Genomic DNA, 20,688 nt, shown 5'->3' on the forward strand with positions numbered 1-20,688 from the left:
AAAAATGAAATACGCACTAATTGATATAGGCAGTAACTCAATACGCCTAAATGTTTACAACAAAGACAATATTCAAAAGGAAGTCTTCTCAAAGAAGTACATGGCAGGTCTTGCAGGCTTAGTCGAAGACGGTAAGCTTAGCGACAAGGGCATCAAAAAGCTGATGAAGGTTTTATCCGCGCAAAAGATGCTGCTTGATTACCTACCGATTGACGAGATATATGTTTTTGCTTCGGCTTCGCTTCGTAACGTGGACAATGGCAAGGAGATTGTGAAAAAAGTCAAGAAAGAGCTCGATCTAAACATCGATTTAATATCGGCAGACGATGAGGCTTTTTATGGAGCTGAAGGTATGAAGATGGCATACGATTTTGATGATTACTACACCATAGACATAGGAGGCGGCTCGGCAGAGCTTTGCTATCTAAAGAATAAAGAGATTAAAGACATGGCATTTTTAAAGGCAGGATCCTTATCATTGTTCCGTGACTACGTTGAAAACACTATACCGAGCGTTAGAGAGTACGATGAGATGATAAACGCTATCGACAAGATGCTGGCTGAAAACGTTTCCACATACAAATGCACAAAACTAGTCGCTTCAGGCGGAACAGCAAGAGCACTTGGCAATATCTTCGAAGAGCTTTATGACAGTGATGACAAAGAATATACTATTGACGATGTAAAAAATTATATCTATGAGATGATAGACAGAAATAAAAAAATTATACGCACGACTGTAATGGTTGTGCCTGAAAGACTTCACAGCATAGTGCCAGGAGCTATCATGCTATATAGACTCTTAAAGCACCTTGGCATAGAAAAGGTCAATGTCTCAAAGCTTGGTGTGCGCGAGGGATATTTAAAGGATAAGATAATTAAGGAGTGAAATTATGGAAGAGTTCATGCAAAACCGCGAGTTGAGCTGGCTAAAATTTAATCAAAGGGTACTTGAAGAGGCGAGCGACGAGAGCGTGCCGCCACTTGAGAGATTCAAGTTCATATCGATATTCACATCGAACTTGGACGAATTTTTCATGGTTAGAGTCGGATCTTTGTTTGATTTGATGAAGTCTAAGAAGGAGTTCATCGACAAAAAATCGGGTATGACAGCTAAGGAGCAGCTTGATGCCATATACAAGACAATGCCCTACTACTACGAGATGAGGGACAAGATCTACAAGGATGTCATCAAAGAGCTAGATAAGTACAATATGCACAATAAAAACATGAAGTCTTTAAACGATGAGGAGCTAAGTTATGTAAAAAGCTTCTACCTTAGTAAGATTGAGCCATTAATTTCCGCGCAAATAGTTGACGCAGCACATCCACTTCCATTCTTAGAGAATAAAAAGTTATATATAGTGACTGAGATGTGGGACGCTGAAGGCAATATTGCGCATGGACTTGTAGCCATCTCAGACATATTCGAGCGCTATCTATCGCTGCCAGGCGATGAATTTAACTACATCAGAGTCGAAAAAGTGATTGAGCATTACGTTCCAACCATGTTCCTAGGCTATACAATTAAGGAGCAATCACTTGTTGCGGTCACTAGAAACTTTGATTTCGAAACAAATACTGAGATCGAAGAGGAGATTGCCGACTACAAAGACTTTATGAAGAAGGTCATCAAAAAGAGGACACGTCAAGAGGTTCTTCGCCTTGAAATTTCTAACACAAAGTCAAAGAGCATTACTGATTTTCTTAAGGCCGAGCTTGGTATTACGGATGAGATGATACTTGTGACAAAGAGTCCCATCAATATGAAGTACGTCTATGGTCTTGAGGACATCATTCCGAGCTCCGTTATCAAAAAAGTTTCTTACGAAGACTTTACTCCATTTAAAAAATATTCCTTAGAGCGCGGCTCTATCATTAAAAGAATAGAAGAGAAGGATCTTTTACTAAGCTACCCATACGACGATATCGACACCTTCCTCGATTTGATTAAGGAAGCGGCCGAGAGTGACAAAACCATATCCATAAAGATAACTATATATAGACTTGCCAAGCACTCGAAGCTTGTCGAATACCTAAAGAAAGCCTGTGACAATGGGATCGAAGTCACTGCACTTATGGAGCTAAAGGCGCGTTTTGACGAAGAGAATAACATTAATTATTCAGAAGAATTGTTTAAGGCGGGATGCAATATAATGTACGGCTTTGAAGAGTACAAGACGCACTCCAAGCTTTGCTTAATCACATACAAAGACGATAGGGAGAATATCAAGCACATCACGCAAATAGGTACCGGTAACTATAATGAAAACACATCGAAGATTTACACTGACTTTTCACTGATGACATCTAATGAAGAGATAGGACTCGATGCAAATGACTTTTTCAGAAATATGTCGCTAGCTAAGCTCAATGGCAAGTACCTACACCTACTACAATCGCCATCGACACTTAAGGCGAGACTACTTAAGGAGATGGACAAGGAGATAGCCAAGGGCAAGGACGGCTACATTAGATGTAAGATGAACTCACTAACCGATTATGAGTTTTTGGAAAAGTTTGCCGAAGCCTCACAAAATTCTGCCACTGTCGACTTGATTATACGCGGTATATGCTGCATAGTACCTAATGTGACTGGCTATACAGACAATGTTCATGTCTCGTCCATAGTCGGACGCTTCCTAGAGCATTCGAGGGTCTACCAATTTGGAAGAGGCAGTGATATGAGGATATATATCTCAAGCGCAGACCTTATGACTAGAAACACAGAGAAGAGAGTTGAGATAGCCTGTCCAGTACACGATGAAGAAGCAAGGGCAAGACTTGTAAGCTACTTAGATACACAGCTTAAGGATAATATTAAGAGAAGGATACTTGTTAACTCGGGTGACTACATCAAACCAGAGGTACAAGGCGAAGCGCTTATCGCTCAAGATTATTTCATGCATAAAGCAAATGAAAAGAGAGAAAAGTTTTACGAAGAGCTTGAGAGAGCTGAATCAGACGAAGCGCCTAAAGAAAACTTTTTTACTAAGATTAAAAAGATATTTACAAAGTAATATAATATTAAAGAGCCTTTCATTTTGAGAGGCTTTTACTTTGCCAAATTCATAGTGATTGAAAAATACGCTCAGCTGTGATATAATTAAAAAAGAGGTGATTATATGCATTATTTTGACAACGCATCGACAACATTCCCAAAACCAGAAAGCGTATATAAAAAATTTAATGAAGCTTTTAGAGAATATGGAGCCAATCCTGGAAGGAGCGGTCACAAGCTAGCTCTTAAAGCGATGGAAGAGATCATGAAGACAAGATTAAGTCTTGCAAAGCTATTTAACGTAGATAATCCACTAAATATAAGCTTTCATATGAACACAACATACGCTTTAAATACAGCCATCAAGGGTGCGCTTAAGAAGGGAGATCATGTAATCACAACATCTATGGAGCATAACTCAGTCTTAAGACCATTATTCGCACTTAAAGAAATGGGCATCATTGATTTAACAGTAGTTAAGGCAGACAAAACAGGTGAGGTAGGTAAAGATAAGATAGCCAAAGCTATAAAAGATAATACTAGAATGCTTGTAATGACACACTCATCTAACCTATTAGGAACGGTTGAAAACATAGATGAAATTTCAAAAGCAGTTAAAGCTATTAATAAAGATATAATTATATTAATCGATGCAGCTCAATCAGCTGGCATCATAGACATAGACCTAAAAAAGCTAGATATAGATATGCTAGCAACAGCTGGACACAAATCATTATTCGGCCCACAAGGCACAGGCGTTTTATATTTAAGAAATCCAGAGCTTGTTATGCACACGATTGAGGGCGGAACAGGATCTAGATCAAATGAAGTTTATCAGCCAATGGATATGCCGGATAAATTAGAGCCGGGCACTCCAAATGGCCACGGAATCATAGCATTGGGAGCAGGTGCTGAATATATTCTTGAAGAAGGTATAGACAATATAAGAAAACATGAAGAAACTCTAACAAAAACATTTATCGACGGACTAAAAACTATTGATGGAGTAGAAATATATGGCCTACTTGATGAAAAGAGAAAAACTCCAGTCGTTTCAATGAACATGGAAGGAGTAGACTCATCCATATTAAGCTATGTGCTTGATGATGAATATGACATACAAACTCGCCCAGGCCTTCATTGTGCGCCACTTGCACACGAAACCATTGGCACAATAAAAAAAGGTGCAGTTAGATTTAGTTTTTCTTGCTTTAATAAAGAAGATGAAATCATCTACGCAATAGAAACTTTAAAAAATATTAAAAAAGAGGCGAAAGATGGAAAATATCAATAAAATTATAAGCGCTAACTCCTTTATCATAGTTATGGTGCTCTCAGTAATTACAATTGTAGCCATTGTCTTAATAGTTATGCAAATGATTAAGCTAAAAAAACTTAAAGAAAGAGTAGATACATTTACACAAGGTATGGACGGAATTAGCGTGGAAAAGCTTTTAGCTACCTTTGGTAAAGACATCAAAGACATTCATAGAGACATGATACTTAATGAAGACAGATTCACAAGACTTGAGACAAATTTAAGTTTTTGTGTACAAAAAGTCGGCTACGTTAAATACAACGCCTTTCAAGATAGTGCTTCAGAGCTAAGTTTTTCAATTTGTTTTTTAGATAAATTTAACAACGGAGTTTTGCTTTCAGTTATACATGGAAGAGAGCAAAGTGTTAGCTATGGCAAGATGATTAAGAATGGCGAGAGCGTTGTGCCTATTTCAGAAGAAGAGCAAAGCGCGGTAGAAAAAGCAATCACAGGACTTTAGAATATTTATGCATATAGACTTGTTTAGGCAAGTCTATTTTTATGCGTGAAATTAGTTGAAAATAATTTTTAATTAATTTTATTTAAAAAAGATATTTTCTTCATAATTTTATATTATTTACATAAAGCCTCGTGATTGTAGTATAATATAGACAAAGCAATATTTTCACGAGGAGGGGATGTTCTTGAAACACAGTAAAAAAATTTTTGCTTTAATACTAGCTCTAATGATGTTATGCACAAGTTTTTCACAAAACACTTTTGCTAAAAAAGATGTGAATACTACTGAGGCTATGATTAAGGCAATACACACAAGAAAAAGACCTATTAATCAAAAAAGGGTCCTTAGCAAGAGCATAAATGCTAAAAGGGCAAAGAGCGATGCTAAGTCTATGAATGAAAGCGTAAGGCTTGTAGTTGAGCTTGACGAGGCGCCTCTTGTAATGCAAGAGAAGGGCGCTAAGGTTCTTGCCAACACTCGCAAAACAAAGGATGCGCTTAATAAGATTAAAAAATCTGAGGACAATGTTAAGGCTCTTATGCGTAAGGCTAAGATTGATTTTAAGGAATTGTACTCACTTGATACTTTTGTGAGCGGTTTTTCTATTTATACAAAGAGAAAAAATATCGCTGCTATTGAAAAGATTAAGGGCGTTAAGAGGGTTCATATATCTGAAAAATATACTTTGCCTAAGACTAATAAGGGCGACAAGCCACAAATGTATGCGTCTTTATCAATGATATCAGCTCCAAATGTTTGGGCTTCTAAAAAATATAAGGGCGAAGGACAAGTTGTAGCTGTGCTTGATACTGGTTTTGATATGAACAATCTTGAGAGCTTCAGACTTGATGACGATGCAAAAAAAGAGATTGCTCTTACAAAGAATAAAGTTAATGAACTTGAAGAAAAGTATGGCTTAAAGGGCAAATACATCTGTGAAAAGATTCCTTATGTTTATAATTATCATGATGAGACAGCTGATTTAGATGCTTTGCAAGATAGATACGGCTCAAGACATGGTCTTCACGTTGCCGGAACTATTGGCGCGAATGAAGCTGATGATTATAAGAATGCAAATAATCTTGCTAAAACACCAATCAAGGGTGTTGCACCAAATGCACAGCTAATAATTATGAAGGTTTTCTCTACATCTTTAACTGATTTAAACACTTATTCAGACGCTCAATGCAAGGCAATTGAAGACGCTTATAAGCTTGGTGCTGATGTTATGAACCTTTCACTTGGTTCACCTGCAGGCTTTATCACTGATGATGACATCGTTCAAGTCGCTATGCAAAATGCCATCAAAGCAGGCTGCTTAGTTGCTGTTGCCAATGGTAATGAAGGCACTTCATATTTTGATGCTGACGGCGCTATGAAGGCTCTTGAAGGTAACCCTGATTATGGTATGGCTGGTGCTCCTGCTACTGGCTGGGCGTCTACATCTGTTGCTGCCATAACAAATACTAAGTATTTAGTTTGTTCTTTAGATTCAAATAATGATAAGATAAAGAACATTAAATACACTTGGGGCTCTGAAATTACTCCTGAGAACTATACATTTAATAAATTTGTTTATGCCAATAAGGGCAAAGCAAGTGATATAAATAAGATTGAACCTGAAAAAATAAAGGACGCTTTAGTTTTAGTTGACAGAGGTGAATGCACTTTCAACGAAAAGGCAAGTAATGCTAGAGATGCTGGAGCGAAGGGTGTAATCGTTATCAATACTGATGATGAGCCTATGACTATGGTTGGATTTAACGATGTAAATTTCCCAGCTGTCATTGTTGGCAATACTGATGGTAAAAAAATTCTAAAATATATTGATGATAGTGGTCTAAGCATTTCATTTAATAAAGAGATGAGTGTTCAAGACAATCCAAAAGCTGGACAGATGGCGGACTTCACAAGCTGGGGACCAACACCTGATCTTACTATGAAGCCTGAAATCACTGCTCCAGGCGCTGATATATATTCAATCGACCAAGATTATAAATATCAAGTTATGAGCGGTACATCGATGGCAACACCTCATGTAGCTGGTGCGGCTGCGATAGTTATGCAATTTATCAAGGATAGAGACTCAATCTTTTATGAAGAAGCAAAAGATGCTTCTAAGAGAGAGGCTTTAACAAAGACTCTTCTTATGAACACTGCAATTCCTCAAAAGGACGAAGAAACATACTATCCAGTAAGGAGACAAGGCGCTGGCCTTATTGATTTAGCTAATCTAATGAAAGCAAAAGCAACTGTTAAGGCGACAGCTAAAAATGACAGAATGCTTGATGCTAAGGCTGAATTAAAGAGTTTTGCAGATAAAGAGTTCACTATTGACTACACTTTGAAAAATTATTCTGATGAGGACATTGCTTATACTCTTGAGCCAGCTATGCTTACAGAAAAATTTGTTAACGATAAAGATTTTGGTTCTGTATCAACAGAGACTGACAGAGATATGAACTTTAGTATTGACAAAAAATCTGTAATTGCAAAGGCTTCTAGCACTATCAAGTTTAGTGTTAAATTTAATTTTGCTAACGATGATATCAATTTAAATAATTATGTAGAAGGTTTCTTAAGATTTGTTCCAGAAGATACTGAAAAAGATGCGACTCTTACAGTTCCTTATCTTGGTTTCTATGGCGATTGGTCTAAACCAAGACTATTTGACGTATTTAGTCACGAATGGAGAGATGATTTAAAACCAAATATTTTAAATAAAGATACTAATGACGCTATGGGCGATGTTTTTGATTTTACAGAAGAAAGCGATGAGGCTGCTGGCGTTGATAACAAGGTAAACTCATTTGAATACAAGGGCAAGATGACTTATATCACAAATCATGATTCATCTGAACAAATCAAGATAAGATTTGGTCTCCTAAGAAACGCTGAATACATCAAGGCTAGAATTGAAGATGCATCTAATAAAATTCTTATGGACAATCTTATTGATTTAAGCAACTTTGCTAAATCAAGACTAGCTGAGAATGGCGGAGAAAATTGGATTAGCTTATTTAAGGAAGATTTTGCTGAAAATGATTTTGCCAAGGTAATTTTAAAGGGCAAGCTTAATACTGAAAAAGAAAATATTCAAGAAGTTTCAGTACCTATCTACTTTGATGATAATAAACCTATAATCAAGTCAGCTGAAATAATCAGCGAAGGCGATGCTAAATATGTTAAGCTAAGCGTCTCAGATGATATAGGCATAGATACTATAGGTGTTCAGCAAGTAAAAGAAACTGGCAAAGATGATGATGGCGAGCCTATATACAACAATCACAAGTATAATGAAGTGAGCGGACTTTATTATGGAAACATTGATTTTTACACTGAAGATGAAGCGAGAGTGACTGAACAAGATGAAAAAGTTACTAAGTCATTTGAAAAGCTTAAAGATTCTAAAAAATTAAATACAGTTTATGTAAAAGTTGATGACATTTGTGATATTGAAAAATTATGCGTATATGTTAAAGATATTGCAGGCAACTGGGCTGAAGAGAAGGTTCTTGACACTAATTACAAATCAAATGAAACTGTTAAGCTTAAGCTTATAGGCGAGAGCGCTGCTTTTTGGACAGAAACAACAAGTTCTGACAAGAGCAAGTGGAATGACAATATTTATAATATTCAAAAAGGTTCTTATGGTGAAGTTCAAATACAATTGCCAGATAATGACAAGGAATATGCCATCGGATCAGCTATAATCAATGGCGAAGAGTATGCCGATAAATTTGAATATGATCAAGATGCGAGACTTTATTACATGCCATATAGATTTGAAGATGATACTACATTTACTTCAAGAATATATGAGGTAAAACCAGCTGATGCAAAAGGCCTTCCTCAAGGCAATGGATATCCTTCCATATATCTAACACAACCAGAAAACGCATGGACTGTTAGTGAGAACGGACCTCTTAACGATCAAGGCGATGCGCCTGAGATTGAAGATGGCAAGCTAAATGTTATAGGAGCTGTGGCTTTCACTGATAAGAGCGATTTAGCTAAATTAACTCTTAGAATAATAGACGATGTAAATAAAAAAGTTTTATCAGAAAAAGATATTACAAATGAAGTTAAGCTTGAACAAACTGGCGAAATTAGCAATGCTGATGGCGTTATCTACGATGGACTTGCACTTGTATTCAAAACTTCCATCGATATGGTTAAGGGCTATAGCAATCTAAAATTACAAGTAGAAGCTGAAAATAAATCTGGCAAGAAAACTATCACAGCTGCTACAATTGCAGTTGATGAGAGTCCTGCTACATTTAACTACACTATTGACAAAAGAGGCATAGCTAGCGATAAAGCTACTATCAAGTACACTCTTGCTGATGATAACAAATCTACAGAGATTATTGTTGATAGAGTTACAAATGATGACAAGAATGAATTTATAGAAACAGTTTATAGAAAACTTTATGATAAGTTTGATATAGACAGGATAGATGCAGTTAGATACATTAACAAGGATAAGTTTACAGTAAAACTTAAACCAGGTTATAACAAATTTAAAGTTTCTATAAGTGAAGTGGGCACAGCTAGAGTAAATGAAAAATATATAATTATTTACAGACTAGACCCAAGTATCAAGCTTAAGAAGCTTAAATAAGGAGGCAGGGCATGAAAAAGAAATTAGCTATAATTATTTCACTAATCTTAGTCGCTATCTTTTCTGTAAATTTAGTTGCAGCCTCATATAAGGACCTTGATGGACACTGGGCAAAGGACTATATAGACGATGGCGGAGCGCTAGAATTATTTGATAAGCGTGAAGATGGAAGCTTTGGCGCAAATGAAAAGCTTAGCAAAGCTGAAGTAATTGGGGCGATAAACAGATTAACAGGAGTTATTGAAGAAAGTGATATTAGCTTTACTGACATAAAAGAGGATGACCCTTATTACAAAGAATATAAAAAGGCTGTTTACACAGGTTTTATTGAAGATAAAGCTGATAAGGCTGAGCCAAAGAAGTTAGTAAGTAGAAGTGAAGCAGTTGCAATGCTTGCCATTGTTTATGGTATAGACGCAAAAGAAGATAAAGGTGCTTTCACTGATCTTGAAGGAGTAAAGGAAGCTGGCTATATAAACGCATTGAATGAACTTGGCCTTCTTATCGGCTACCCTGACGGAACATTTAAGCCGAATGACAATATTACAAGAGCTGAGTTTATATCGCTTGTAGCAGTTATTTATAAAAGACTTGGTACACCAGTTAGATATCCAGCTAATTACAAAGACGCTGACAAGTCCGAGCTTAAGAAGCTATTAATGAATGGCATGGGCTATGCAAAGAAGGCAAGTGATGAGCTAGCAAAGGCTTATGAATTTGCTTATGCAAACGCAAAACTTGTTTTAAATAATAAAAAGGCAATAGTAAGTGAAATTGAAAGTGCTTGTGAAAAGCTTTCAGACGCGATAGATGCTATAAAAGAAGAAAATGCTGAGACTAAGAGTGATGAGGCTAAAGTTGAAGAGGCAAGTAGTGATAAAGATGAGCTTAAAGATTTAATCAAGATGGCAGACGCTATGATTAAGATGGATGATAGTGATTATTACAAGGATAATTACGAAAGAGCTCTAGAAAATTTAAAAACTGTTCTTAAAAATGCAAAAGAAATTTTAAAATATGACGAAATAAGTGAAGAGGACCTAGAAGGAGCAAAGACTGCTCTTGAAGATGGCATAAATGCTCTTTACGCAGATCAAAATGCAATTGACGAGATAAAGGATGCTATTAATTATCTAAAAGATCTTAATAAGGATATTAAAAATGCTGATGTAGATGGATTGATTGAAGAAGCTGAAAAGCTTATCGTATCAAAGCCAATGCATGATGAAGCTGACGCTATGGTCTATAAGCTTGATGACGCTATAAACATGCTTCTTAATACAATGGATGAAAATTCAAAATTAGCTGAGATGATGAAGGAAGCTCTAAAGAATTTAAAAGCCATCACTCAAAGCAGAATCAGTGATCTTGAAGATAAATCATATACTTTAATAAGACTTATCAATAGAAATAAAAATCATAAGGATGAGGACGAAAAAGAAAAGCTTTACAAGGCTTTAGATGATGCAAGCAAAGTTAAAGAAGCTTATGATAACGCAGTTCAAGACCTAAAAGATATGTCTGAAGAAGTAAAATACTACGAAGGACTTATTGAGGACTTTGGCCTAAATGAAAAAAATGAAGAAAGATTAGCCGTAGAAGAAATTTTAGCTCTTGCTAAAACAGCTTCAAGGGGCTATGGCAAGATAAGTACAGCTAAAATAAGTGAAATTTGGGATAAATTAGACAGCATTCAAGAAACACTTGCATCAGAAATTGATTTAGACACACAAATTTCAAAAGCAGAAGATTTTATTAAGTCAAATAAAATTAAGCTAAATAAAGATGACGCAGCTTTAATTGATTCAGCACCTGATATATTAACACAAGAAAAGCTAGTTAAGGAAGATATCGATACTAAGAAAAAAGCTCTTGAAGAATTAGTAACAAGATTGTACAAAGACATTAAAGACGTTAAAGATGCTAAAGAAAGTATAAAGACAGCTGATGATATACTAAAATATGATTCAAGTCTTAAGAATCTTATAAATAAAAAGAAGGCTCTTCAAGGCGCAATCGCAAGTAAAAATAATGCTGCCATCAAAAAAGCTAATAAAGAACTTAATTCTGAAATAGCAAAAATTTTACCAATCAAGTTTATTTACAATTCTAGAGATATTGAAGGACAAATAGTAAGCTTTGATATGAAGGGCGACATGACGATGGATGAGGTAAAAAGACTTGTTTACGCTATATATCCATGTGGCACAGGACTTAATTCACACGCTATGAAAATAAATGTAACAAGCGAAACAAATCAAGATCTTGCTGTTAGAGACGCTTCTAAAAAGATAGTTAAGTTTAGAAAGCCAAGCAACAAAGAAAAGATAAGAATTAAATTCTCTTATGATTTCGCTGGTAGGACTTATTCAGCAACACTTGAGTATAGACCAGAAGAAAAAGCAAAAAGATTTAAAAATATCTTAGGTATATATAGAGCGCTTGAGGGCGAAGCAATTGATGAAGAATTCTTCAAGACTTATGAAGGATCCGAGGCAGCCCTATTTGACACAGTTACATCAAAAGATGTAAGCGATGAACTTAAAGTTAAGGTAATGAAGGACGGAAAAGAAATAGAATTAAACGAAGAGACAAATAAGCTTAAAAAAGGCGAGTACGATTTAATATTCTATTATCTAGATGGTAAAGAAGAGATTGTCTACGAAGCAAGTTCAAAACTTATAGTTGATAAAACTCTTAACACAAAAGAATTACTTTATATATTCAATCCAGATGATGCATCTTACTTTGTTCCAATGAGGAATGCTGATGGAAGACTTGTCTTTGCTTTTAATATTAAGGACAAAAACTTTAAATTGCCAAGTACAGTTAAGATATTTAATCAAGATAGCGGAGAAGCTTTCTTAAACAAAGATGGCAAGAGCGATATCAAGATTAAATTCATCGACGCAGCTACTAAGGACATCAATAAAAAAGAAGATATTAAGGGACAAATATATCTAATGCTTCTTGAAGATGTTGAGGGCAGCTTAGGCGATAGAAAGATAACGCTTAAGACTGGAGATATAGCCGAAGTATCAGTAATTAAATAATTTAATATTAATTTATATGAGAGAGGCTTTTATAAGTCTCTCTTTTATTTTGCCTTGTGATGCATAAATATTTTTCATTGAAAGGGGTCAATCGATTTATATTTTTATTTTAGAAAAAAAATTTTGTAAACATTTTGTATAAATAATAATATCAATTTCACTTGCCTTTGTATTGATAAATCATCATTTTTGTGGTAAAATTAAGTTTAGAGGTTGATATAATGACAGAGCTTTTAAAAATTACTGATGATAATATAAAATTATGCGCTGAAGAGATCAAAAGAGGCGGTCTCGTTGCTTTTCCGACTGAAACTGTTTATGGTCTTGGTGCAGATGGATTAAATGCCGAGGCTGTTAAAAAAATTTATGAAGCAAAGGGAAGACAATCGGATAACCCTCTGATACTTCATATAGCGTCAAGAGAAATGATAGAGCCACTTGCTTATTATGAGAGTAAATATGATGATTTGCTTGATGCCTTTTGGCCAGGACCTATGACTATAATTTTAAAGAAAAAGGAAATTGTTCCAAGCGTTATCACTGCTGGACTTGATAGCGTCGCTATACGTATGCCATCAAGCGATGTGGCGAGAAAATTAATTGAGTATGCAGGCACACCTATAGCTGCGCCAAGCGCGAATATATCTGGCTATCCATCGCCAACCTGCGCTGAGCATGTATATAAGGACCTTCACGGCAAGCTTAATTACATACTAGATGGCGAAATGAGTGAAGTAGGCATCGAATCAACTGTCATTGACCTAAGTAGAGACAAGGTACGCATCTTAAGACCTGGAAAAATCTCATTAGAGGATTTACAAAAAATTCTTCCTGAATCTGAGTACGACGAGGCTATCACTGACGATAAAGAAGTGAAAAAACCAATCAGCCCAGGACAAAAATACACGCATTACAAGCCAAATGCAAAAGTAGTCATCATCATGGGCGAGGGCGAAGAGCTTATAAATAAGATGAAGGCCGAGTATGAAGTAAATCTTGATAAAAAACCAGTTATTTTTACGCTTAAGGAATATGAAGATGAGTTTAAGAATTTTAATACTATGCACTTAGGCTCAATCAAAGAGCCCATCAGTATATCGCACAATATATTTAACTTATTAAGAACTGCCGATGACAAAGGTTTTGGCTATATAATTTTGCAAGGATATGAGCGCAAAGGCATCTTCATGGCGATTATGAATAGAATCATCAAGTCGTCGGGCCACAATATAAAGTATTGAAAATAAAAATTTTATATGATAAAATTGTAAAGGAGAGGTATCATGAGAAAGATAGGCATAGCATCAGATCATGGAGGATTTGAATTAAAAGAAAAGTTAAAGAGCTACCTTAAGGAAAAAGGTATTGAAGTTATTGATTATGGAACTAATTCAACTGAATCAGTTGATTATCCAGTTTATGGCAAGAAGGCTGCAAATGGCGTTGTAGCTGGCGAAGTAGAAAAGGCTGTCGTTATCTGCGGCACAGGCATAGGTATTTCACTTGCTGCAAACAAGGTTGAAGGCATTAGATGCGCTCTTTGCACTAACGAATACATGGCGAAGATGTCTAGAAATCATAATGATGCGAACATGCTAGCTCTTGGTGCAAGAGTAATCGGTGACGAGCTTGCTAAGTCTATACTTGATACATTTTTAGCTGAAGAATTTTTAGCAGGAAGACATAAAAGGAGAGTCGATTTAATCGAAAATTGTTAGGAGGGTATTATGGTAACTGTATTTGATCATCCACTTATTAAACACAAACTAAGCATATTAAGAATGAAGCAAACTGGCACAAAGCAATTTAAGGAGATAGTTACAGAGCTATCTATGCTTATGGGCTACGAAGTAACTAGAGATTTACAATTAGAAGAGATGCCTATAGAGACACCTATATGCAAAACTACTGGCTATAGCTTAGCTGGCAAGAAGATAGCACTAGTACCAATACTTAGAGCTGGTCTTGGTATGGTAGACGGCATGTTAAGCCTACTTCCAGCAGCAAAGGTTGGCCACATAGGCCTATATAGAGATCCAAAGACTTATGAACCAGTTGAATACTATTGCAAGCTTCCTTCAGATATTGATAAAAGAGAGGTTATAGTACTTGACCCAATGCTAGCAACTGGCGGAAGTGCCACAGCTGCTATAGATTTCTTAAAGAAGAGAGGCGCAAAGCACATCAAGCTTGTAAACATCATCGCTGCTCCAGAAGGAGTTGAATACGTAAAGAGCCATCACCCAGATGTTGACATCTATGTAGCGAATGTTGATGAAAAGCTTAATGAACACAAATACATCGTTCCAGGACTTGGAGACGCAGGAGACAGACTTTTCGGAACTAAGTAGGTGAATTAATTGAGGAGAATATATTTTGCGGCATTTGTAAGTTTAGTTCTTGGACTAATATTTACAAAGCTTCAAATACGTTTGTCTAAAAAATTTGGCTTTATAGACGTTCCTAAGGATCAAAGACGCATGCATACTGATTCTATCCCGACTTGTGGGGGATTTGCTATGTATTTCGCAATCTTTATCCCATATATGATACTTTATAAGTTTACGCCAAGGAACACAGCTATATTCATAGGTGCTACGATCATCATGCTATCTGGATTTTATGATGACATTCATGACCTTAAACCGAAATATAAAGTATTATTTCAACTCATAGCTGCACTTATCGTTTATTTTTTAGGCAATATCAGGATAATGAACATAGGTAACCCATTTATAGATAATAATTTATTGAGCTTGGGCTTACTTTCTCTGCCTGTAACACTATTTTGGATAGTTGGCGTAACTAACATTATAAATTTAATAGACGGACTCGATGGTCTAGCGGGCGGCATTGTCTTTATCTCGTCAATGACTTTAGCTGTGGTATCTGTTTCGTATGAACAGTACTCACTTACAGCACTTTGCTTATGCGTAGGATTAAGCTACTTAGCCTTTTTAAAATATAATTTTGCTCCAGCAAAAATATTTATGGGCGATACAGGCGCTTTACTCGCTGGATTCATGCTTGCTGTAATCACAATACAAGGAGCAATGAAGGCAGTCGCAGCCATAGGTATCATAGTACCAATCATGATTCTTGGTCTACCTGTCTTTGATACAACATTTGCAATGATTAGAAGACTTCTTAGCGGAAGATCCATTGCTTCGGCTGATAAAGGCCACTTGCATCATAGACTTTTAAGAAAATATTCGACAAAAAAGACAGTTTTGATACTATATACGATATCAGCGATATTTTCAATCTTTGGCATACTTGTGATGAAGCTTAGAAATACTGTGTCTGTGCTTATGTCTGGAATTATATTTATGATAATAGTTTTTTTAGCATATAAGATTGGATTATTTAAGGATGGTGAAAATTGAAAGCTTTAGTAATATTTGGAACAAGGCCTGAAGGTATAAAGATGGCACCTATTATTAAAGAGCTTAAAAAAGCTGATGGCGTTGAGCTTGTAACATGCATAACAAGTCAGCACAGAGAGCTTTTGGACTCGGTAATAAAGGTTTTTGATCTTGAAATTGATTATGATTTGAATATATTTGAAAAAGGACAGACTTTGACTGATATAACTGTAAGATCCTTAAAGGGTTTGGAAGAAGTTATCAAGAAGGAAAAGCCTGATGTTGTCTTGGTTCAAGGCGATACAACAACTGTGTTTGCTGGAGCACTTGAGGCTTTTTATAATGGTGTTAAGATTGGTCACGTTGAAGCTGGTCTTCGTAGCGGCAATATTTTAAGCCCTTTCCCAGAAGAAGCGAATAGGAAGCTAACTGGCATCATGACTGACTTTCATTTCTGTCCAACACAGAGGGCAAAGGAAAACCTTATCAAGGAAGGCTATGACGAAAAAAAGCTTTACATAACTGGTAATACTGTCATAGACGCACTTTTAATGACTGCAGATAAGGTCGACTCATTTACAAGAGATGATTTAAAGAAGATAGATTTAAATAAAAGATTAATTCTTCTTACTTCACATAGAAGAGAGAATCAAGGCGAGCCCATGGAAAATATCTTCGGAGCTGTAAGGAAAATTGCTGATGAGTTTAACGATGTTAACATTGTTTTTCCTATGCATCCAAATCCAAGGGTTAGAGAGCTTGCTAAAAAGCATTTAGACGGAGCAGATAATGTAATTTTAACTGAACCGGTTGAGTATGAAGACATGGCTTATATACTTAAACATGCTTACATGGTAGTGACTGACTCGGGTGGACTTCAAGAGGAAGCACCAGCACTAGGTGTACCAGTTCTTGTTATTAGACGTGAGACTGAAAGGCCAGAAGGTATTGAGTACGGCACTGCAAGGCTTGTCGGAACTGAATTTGATAGCGTTTATGAAAATATGAAGACGCTACTAACAGATAAAGACGAGTACACTAAGATGCATAAGGCCATAAACCCTTATGGTGACGGCAATAGCGCCAAAATGATTAAAGATATATTAATAAGAGAGGTAAAATAATGAAATTAGGTTTAGTAGGACTACCAAACGTAGGTAAGTCAACACTTTTCAATGCCATCACAAAGGCGGGAGCAGAGGTAGCAAACTACCCTTTCTGCACCATAGATCCTAACGTTGGCGTCGTTGAAGTGCCAGATGAGAGACTAAAAATATTAACAGAAGTAAATAAATCAAAAAAAACTATACCAGCAGTGATTGAATTTTATGATATAGCTGGTCTAGTTAAGGGCGCATCAAAGGGCGAGGGCCTTGGCAATAAATTTTTATCACATATAAGGGAAGTAGAAGCCATAGTTCACGTGCTAAGAGTTTTTGAAGACGAAAACATCGTTCATGTTGATGGAAGCATTGACCCACTAAGAGACATAGAGACTATTAACCTAGAATTAATCTTCTCTGACCTTGATATGGTTGAAGCAAGAATACAAAAATTAACAAAGCAAGTGAAGGGCGATAAGTCTTTGCAAAGTGAACTTGATTTATTAAATGAAGTGAAAAAAGTTCTTGAACAAGGAAAGTCAGCGAGAGTGCTTGATCTGAATGATGATCAAAAGGCTATGCTTAGAGGTTTTAATTTGCTTAGCCAAAAACCTATAATTTATGTTTTAAATGTATCTGAAGATGATTACATCAATGATTTAAAGGACAATAAGTACGTTGATAAACTAAAAGCATTCGCTGCTGAAGAAGGCTCCGAGATAGTTCCTATCTCTGTTAAGATTGAAGAAGAGATGAGTGAACTTGATGATGAAGAAAGAAAAGCATTTTTAGAGGACATGGGCATAAAAGAATCGGGTCTAGATAAATTAATCAAAAAGAGCTACGAGCTTCTTGGTTTAATGAGCTTTTTAACAACTGGTGAAGATGAGACAAGGGCGTGGACTATTAAAAAAGGCACTAAAGCTGTTGATGCAGCTGCCAAAATTCACTCAGATATCGCTAGAGGCTTTATACGCGCGGAAGTTGTTAGCTACGATGACCTTGTTGCGAACGATATGTCCATGAACAAAGTAAAAGAAAAGGGTCTTATGAGACTAGAAGGCAAGGACTATATTATGCAAGAAGGAGATATAGTTTACTTTAGGTTTAATGTATAATGAAAATTTTAGAATATGATGAAAAATTAACTTTTAAGTCAAAGTACTACGATGAGGAAGCTGTTTTTCTTGATATTGAAACGACAGGACTTAGCCCCATGAGAAGCTTTATCTACCTCATTGGGCTAGTTTTTATTGATTTAAAGAGAAGGACAATGCATATAACTCAGCTCATAGCTGAGAATAAGGATGAGGAAGAAGAGATTCTTAAGCTGATGAACGAAAGGCTAGAGGGCTACAAGACGGTAGTTACCTACAATGGAAACTCTTTTGATTTGCCCTTCATCAGTAAAAGAGCTGAGCGCTACGGCATAGACGTCACTGAGCCAAAGTCCTTTGATATGTACGAAAAACTTAGGCTGCACAAGGACACCCTAAATCTCGATGGACTTAAGCAAAAGAATATTGAAAAGAAGCTTGGCATTACTAGAGAAGACCGTTACAATGGCGGCGAGTGCATCAGTTTTTACAAAGATTATGCAAAAAATAAAAATCAAGAAAGTTTTGATAGATTTGTACTTCATAACTACGATGACCTTTTATATATGCCAGCAACTATGTCTATACTAGACCTTTTAGATGAGAAGATCACCATCGACATAGACGGACGCAAATACAAATTCGATAAGCACAGCATAAAAAAAGATCTTTTGATGATTGATTTTACTACGGATATGGGTATCAATACCTATGTAGAGGAAGCGGATTATTTCATTGAAGAAAATGAAAGTCAAAGACACCTTGAGTTTACGCTAAAGACTGGCTATATGAAGGACGCACGTAAAGTTAAATACCTTGATAAGAGCTCCTTAGGCAGACTAGAAGGCGAGGACTTTGATGGAGAAGATTCACTTGAAGATGGCATAGTTCCTATACGCATACAAAATAAATTATTTATTCGAAATATAATTAAATTAGGTAGTATTTAGGAGGTTAAGATGAAATTAGAACTTTATTACAAGGCTGAGTGCCCATACTGTCAAAAGGTATTAAATTACATGATGGACAATTGTCAAATAAAGGATGTTCAATTAGTTGACATCAAAGAAGGAAACAATAACGAAGACTTAATTAAAAGAGGCGGAAAAGACCAAGTACCATGCTTATTCATAGATGGTAAGGCACTTTATGAATCGGATGATATAATTAAATATTTTAAAGAAAATTTTTAGGAGGTAAAATTATGGACTACAAAGATTTACCAGCACAAGAGGTTTTTCATTGGTTTAGAGAAATTAACCAAATTCCAAGAGGATCGGGCGACGAAAAAAGAATTTCCGATTTCCTATACAATTGGGCTAAGGAAAGGAATTTAGATGTATGGCAAGATAAGGCACTAAACATCGTTATACACAAGGGTGCTACTAAGGGTTATGAAAATGCTCCAAAAGTTATTTTACAAGGACACATGGATATGGTTTGCGAAAAAACTTTAGATAGTGATCATGACTTTTCAAAAGATCCAATCGAGATGATAGTTGACGGCGACTACCTAAGAGCAAATAATACAACACTTGGCGCTGACGATGGTATAGCAGTTGCTATGGCACTTGCAGTACTTGATGCAGATGATATCGAGCATCCAGCACTCGAAGCAGTATTTACAACAGCTGAAGAAACTTCCATGGTTGGAGCGCTTAATTTAACAAACGAACACTTAAGTGGAGACTACTTATTCAACATAGACTCTGAAGAAGAAGGCATATTCTTATCTTCAAGCTCAGGTGGAGTTAATAGTGAATCCAAATTCAAAGTAGAATACAAAGATAACGACAAAAAAGCTTTAGAAATAACACTTAAAGGCTTTACAGGCGGACACAGCGGCATGGAAATCATCAAGCAAAGAGCAAACGCTATCAAAGTTTTAGCAAGACTTTTAAATGAATGCAACTGCGATAAATTAAAATTAGTTTCAATCGAAGGCGGTACTAAGCACAATGCAATTGCCAACGTCTCAAAGGCTACTATAGTTCATACAGATTACGCTAAAGTTAAAGAAGCGATGAATGAATTATTCGGCCATATCAAAAAAGATTATCATGTAGAAGATCCAAATATGACGCTTGAATTTAAAGAAGTCAAAGCAGATAAACGCATGACAAAGAAAGATACAGATAGAATTATAAACTTCTTAATGCTTGCTCCACACGGCGTTATCTACATGTCTAAGGACATAGAAGGCCTTGTAATGACAAGCTGCAACGCAGCTATATTAAGAACTGAAGGTAATAGCGTGAACTATCTATGCTCAATCAGAAGCTCATCAGATGCAGCACTTGTTGAAGTAAGAGAACAAGTTAGAATCATGACAGAAGTACTTGGCGGCAAAGTTGAACTTTCGGAAAGCTATCCATCTTGGGAATTTGATGAAGACCCAGTACTAAGAGATTTAGTAAGTAAAGTATATAAGGAAGAAACAGGCAAAGACGCAGAAGTAAGCGCTATACACGCAGGACTTGAATGCGGTCTACTAAAACAAATCTTACCAGATACTAAGATGATAAGCTTTGGACCAAACATCTACGACGTTCATACAGCTAGAGAGCATCTAGATATTAAGTCAACTGAAAGAATGTGGAAGTTCTTAAAGGCGCTACTAAAAGCCGTTAAATAAGCTTATTCTTATCAAAATTGCGCCTAAGGCTC

At 36.1% G+C, this 20,688-nt stretch carries 15 protein-coding genes; all 15 read left to right on the forward strand.

From position 1 onward, the window contains the following. Positions 1-4: 4 nt before the first annotated feature. Complete coding sequence (locus M1R53_RS01880) at positions 5-889, forward strand: Ppx/GppA phosphatase family protein (RefSeq protein WP_085840582.1); 885 nt, start codon at positions 5-7, stop codon at positions 887-889. Between the two features lie 4 nt (positions 890-893). Continuing rightward, positions 894-3,020 carry a polyphosphate kinase 1 gene (ppk1, locus tag M1R53_RS01885; protein WP_249242874.1) on the forward strand — a complete coding sequence of 709 codons (2,127 nt, stop codon included), beginning with the start codon at positions 894-896 and terminating at the stop codon, positions 3,018-3,020. Positions 3,021-3,125: 105 nt separating this feature from the next. Then, positions 3,126-4,295, forward strand: coding sequence for an aminotransferase class V-fold PLP-dependent enzyme (locus M1R53_RS01890; RefSeq protein WP_249242875.1), 1,170 nt, complete (start codon positions 3,126-3,128; stop codon positions 4,293-4,295). Beyond that, a complete protein-coding gene (locus M1R53_RS01895) occupies positions 4,279-4,779 on the forward strand; it encodes a DUF4446 family protein (protein WP_249242876.1) in 501 nt (166 codons plus the stop codon). Before M1R53_RS01890 ends, M1R53_RS01895 begins: the two co-directional genes overlap by 17 nt. A gap of 184 nt (positions 4,780-4,963) precedes the next feature. After that, the gene (locus M1R53_RS01900) at positions 4,964-9,403 is read left to right on the forward strand and encodes a S8 family serine peptidase (RefSeq protein WP_249242877.1); all 4,440 of its coding nucleotides are present in this window, start codon (positions 4,964-4,966) and stop codon (positions 9,401-9,403) included. A gap of 11 nt (positions 9,404-9,414) precedes the next feature. Then, positions 9,415-12,456: an S-layer homology domain-containing protein gene (locus M1R53_RS01905; RefSeq protein ID WP_249242878.1), complete on the forward strand. Its 3,042-nt coding sequence runs from the start codon at positions 9,415-9,417 to the stop codon at positions 12,454-12,456. 221 nt (positions 12,457-12,677) lie between these two features. Then, a complete protein-coding gene (locus M1R53_RS01910; RefSeq protein WP_085840576.1) occupies positions 12,678-13,697 on the forward strand; it encodes an L-threonylcarbamoyladenylate synthase in 1,020 nt (339 codons plus the stop codon). A gap of 42 nt (positions 13,698-13,739) precedes the next feature. Further along, the gene (gene rpiB / locus M1R53_RS01915; RefSeq protein ID WP_085840575.1) at positions 13,740-14,174 is read left to right on the forward strand and encodes a ribose 5-phosphate isomerase B; all 435 of its coding nucleotides are present in this window, start codon (positions 13,740-13,742) and stop codon (positions 14,172-14,174) included. Between the two features lie 9 nt (positions 14,175-14,183). Further along, positions 14,184-14,807, forward strand: a complete 624-nt coding sequence (upp, locus tag M1R53_RS01920) for a uracil phosphoribosyltransferase (RefSeq protein WP_070599272.1) — start codon at positions 14,184-14,186, stop codon at positions 14,805-14,807. Between the two features lie 9 nt (positions 14,808-14,816). Beyond that, positions 14,817-15,842: an MraY family glycosyltransferase gene (locus tag M1R53_RS01925; protein ID WP_085840574.1), complete on the forward strand. Its 1,026-nt coding sequence runs from the start codon at positions 14,817-14,819 to the stop codon at positions 15,840-15,842. Continuing rightward, positions 15,839-16,945, forward strand: coding sequence for a non-hydrolyzing UDP-N-acetylglucosamine 2-epimerase (gene wecB, locus M1R53_RS01930; RefSeq protein ID WP_085840573.1), 1,107 nt, complete (start codon positions 15,839-15,841; stop codon positions 16,943-16,945). The genes M1R53_RS01925 and wecB overlap by 4 nt, the downstream gene beginning before the upstream one ends. Next, the gene (gene ychF / locus M1R53_RS01935) at positions 16,945-18,042 is read left to right on the forward strand and encodes a redox-regulated ATPase YchF (protein ID WP_070599267.1); all 1,098 of its coding nucleotides are present in this window, start codon (positions 16,945-16,947) and stop codon (positions 18,040-18,042) included. Before wecB ends, ychF begins: the two co-directional genes overlap by 1 nt. Next, on the forward strand, positions 18,042-18,971 hold the full coding sequence (locus tag M1R53_RS01940; protein ID WP_085840572.1) for a ribonuclease H-like domain-containing protein: 930 nt from the start codon (positions 18,042-18,044) through the stop codon (positions 18,969-18,971). Before ychF ends, M1R53_RS01940 begins: the two co-directional genes overlap by 1 nt. Positions 18,972-18,980: 9 nt before the next feature. Beyond that, positions 18,981-19,214 (forward strand): glutaredoxin family protein, encoded by a 234-nt coding sequence (locus M1R53_RS01945; protein ID WP_085840571.1) that lies wholly within the window; start codon positions 18,981-18,983, stop codon positions 19,212-19,214. An 11-nt stretch (positions 19,215-19,225) separates the two neighbouring features. Further along, complete coding sequence (locus M1R53_RS01950; RefSeq protein ID WP_085840570.1) at positions 19,226-20,656, forward strand: aminoacyl-histidine dipeptidase; 1,431 nt, start codon at positions 19,226-19,228, stop codon at positions 20,654-20,656. The last annotated feature ends 32 nt before the right edge of the window (positions 20,657-20,688 follow it).

It is taken from the genome of Fenollaria massiliensis (assembly GCF_023347705.1).
Classification (GTDB): domain Bacteria; phylum Bacillota; class Clostridia; order Tissierellales; family Peptoniphilaceae; genus Fenollaria; species Fenollaria massiliensis.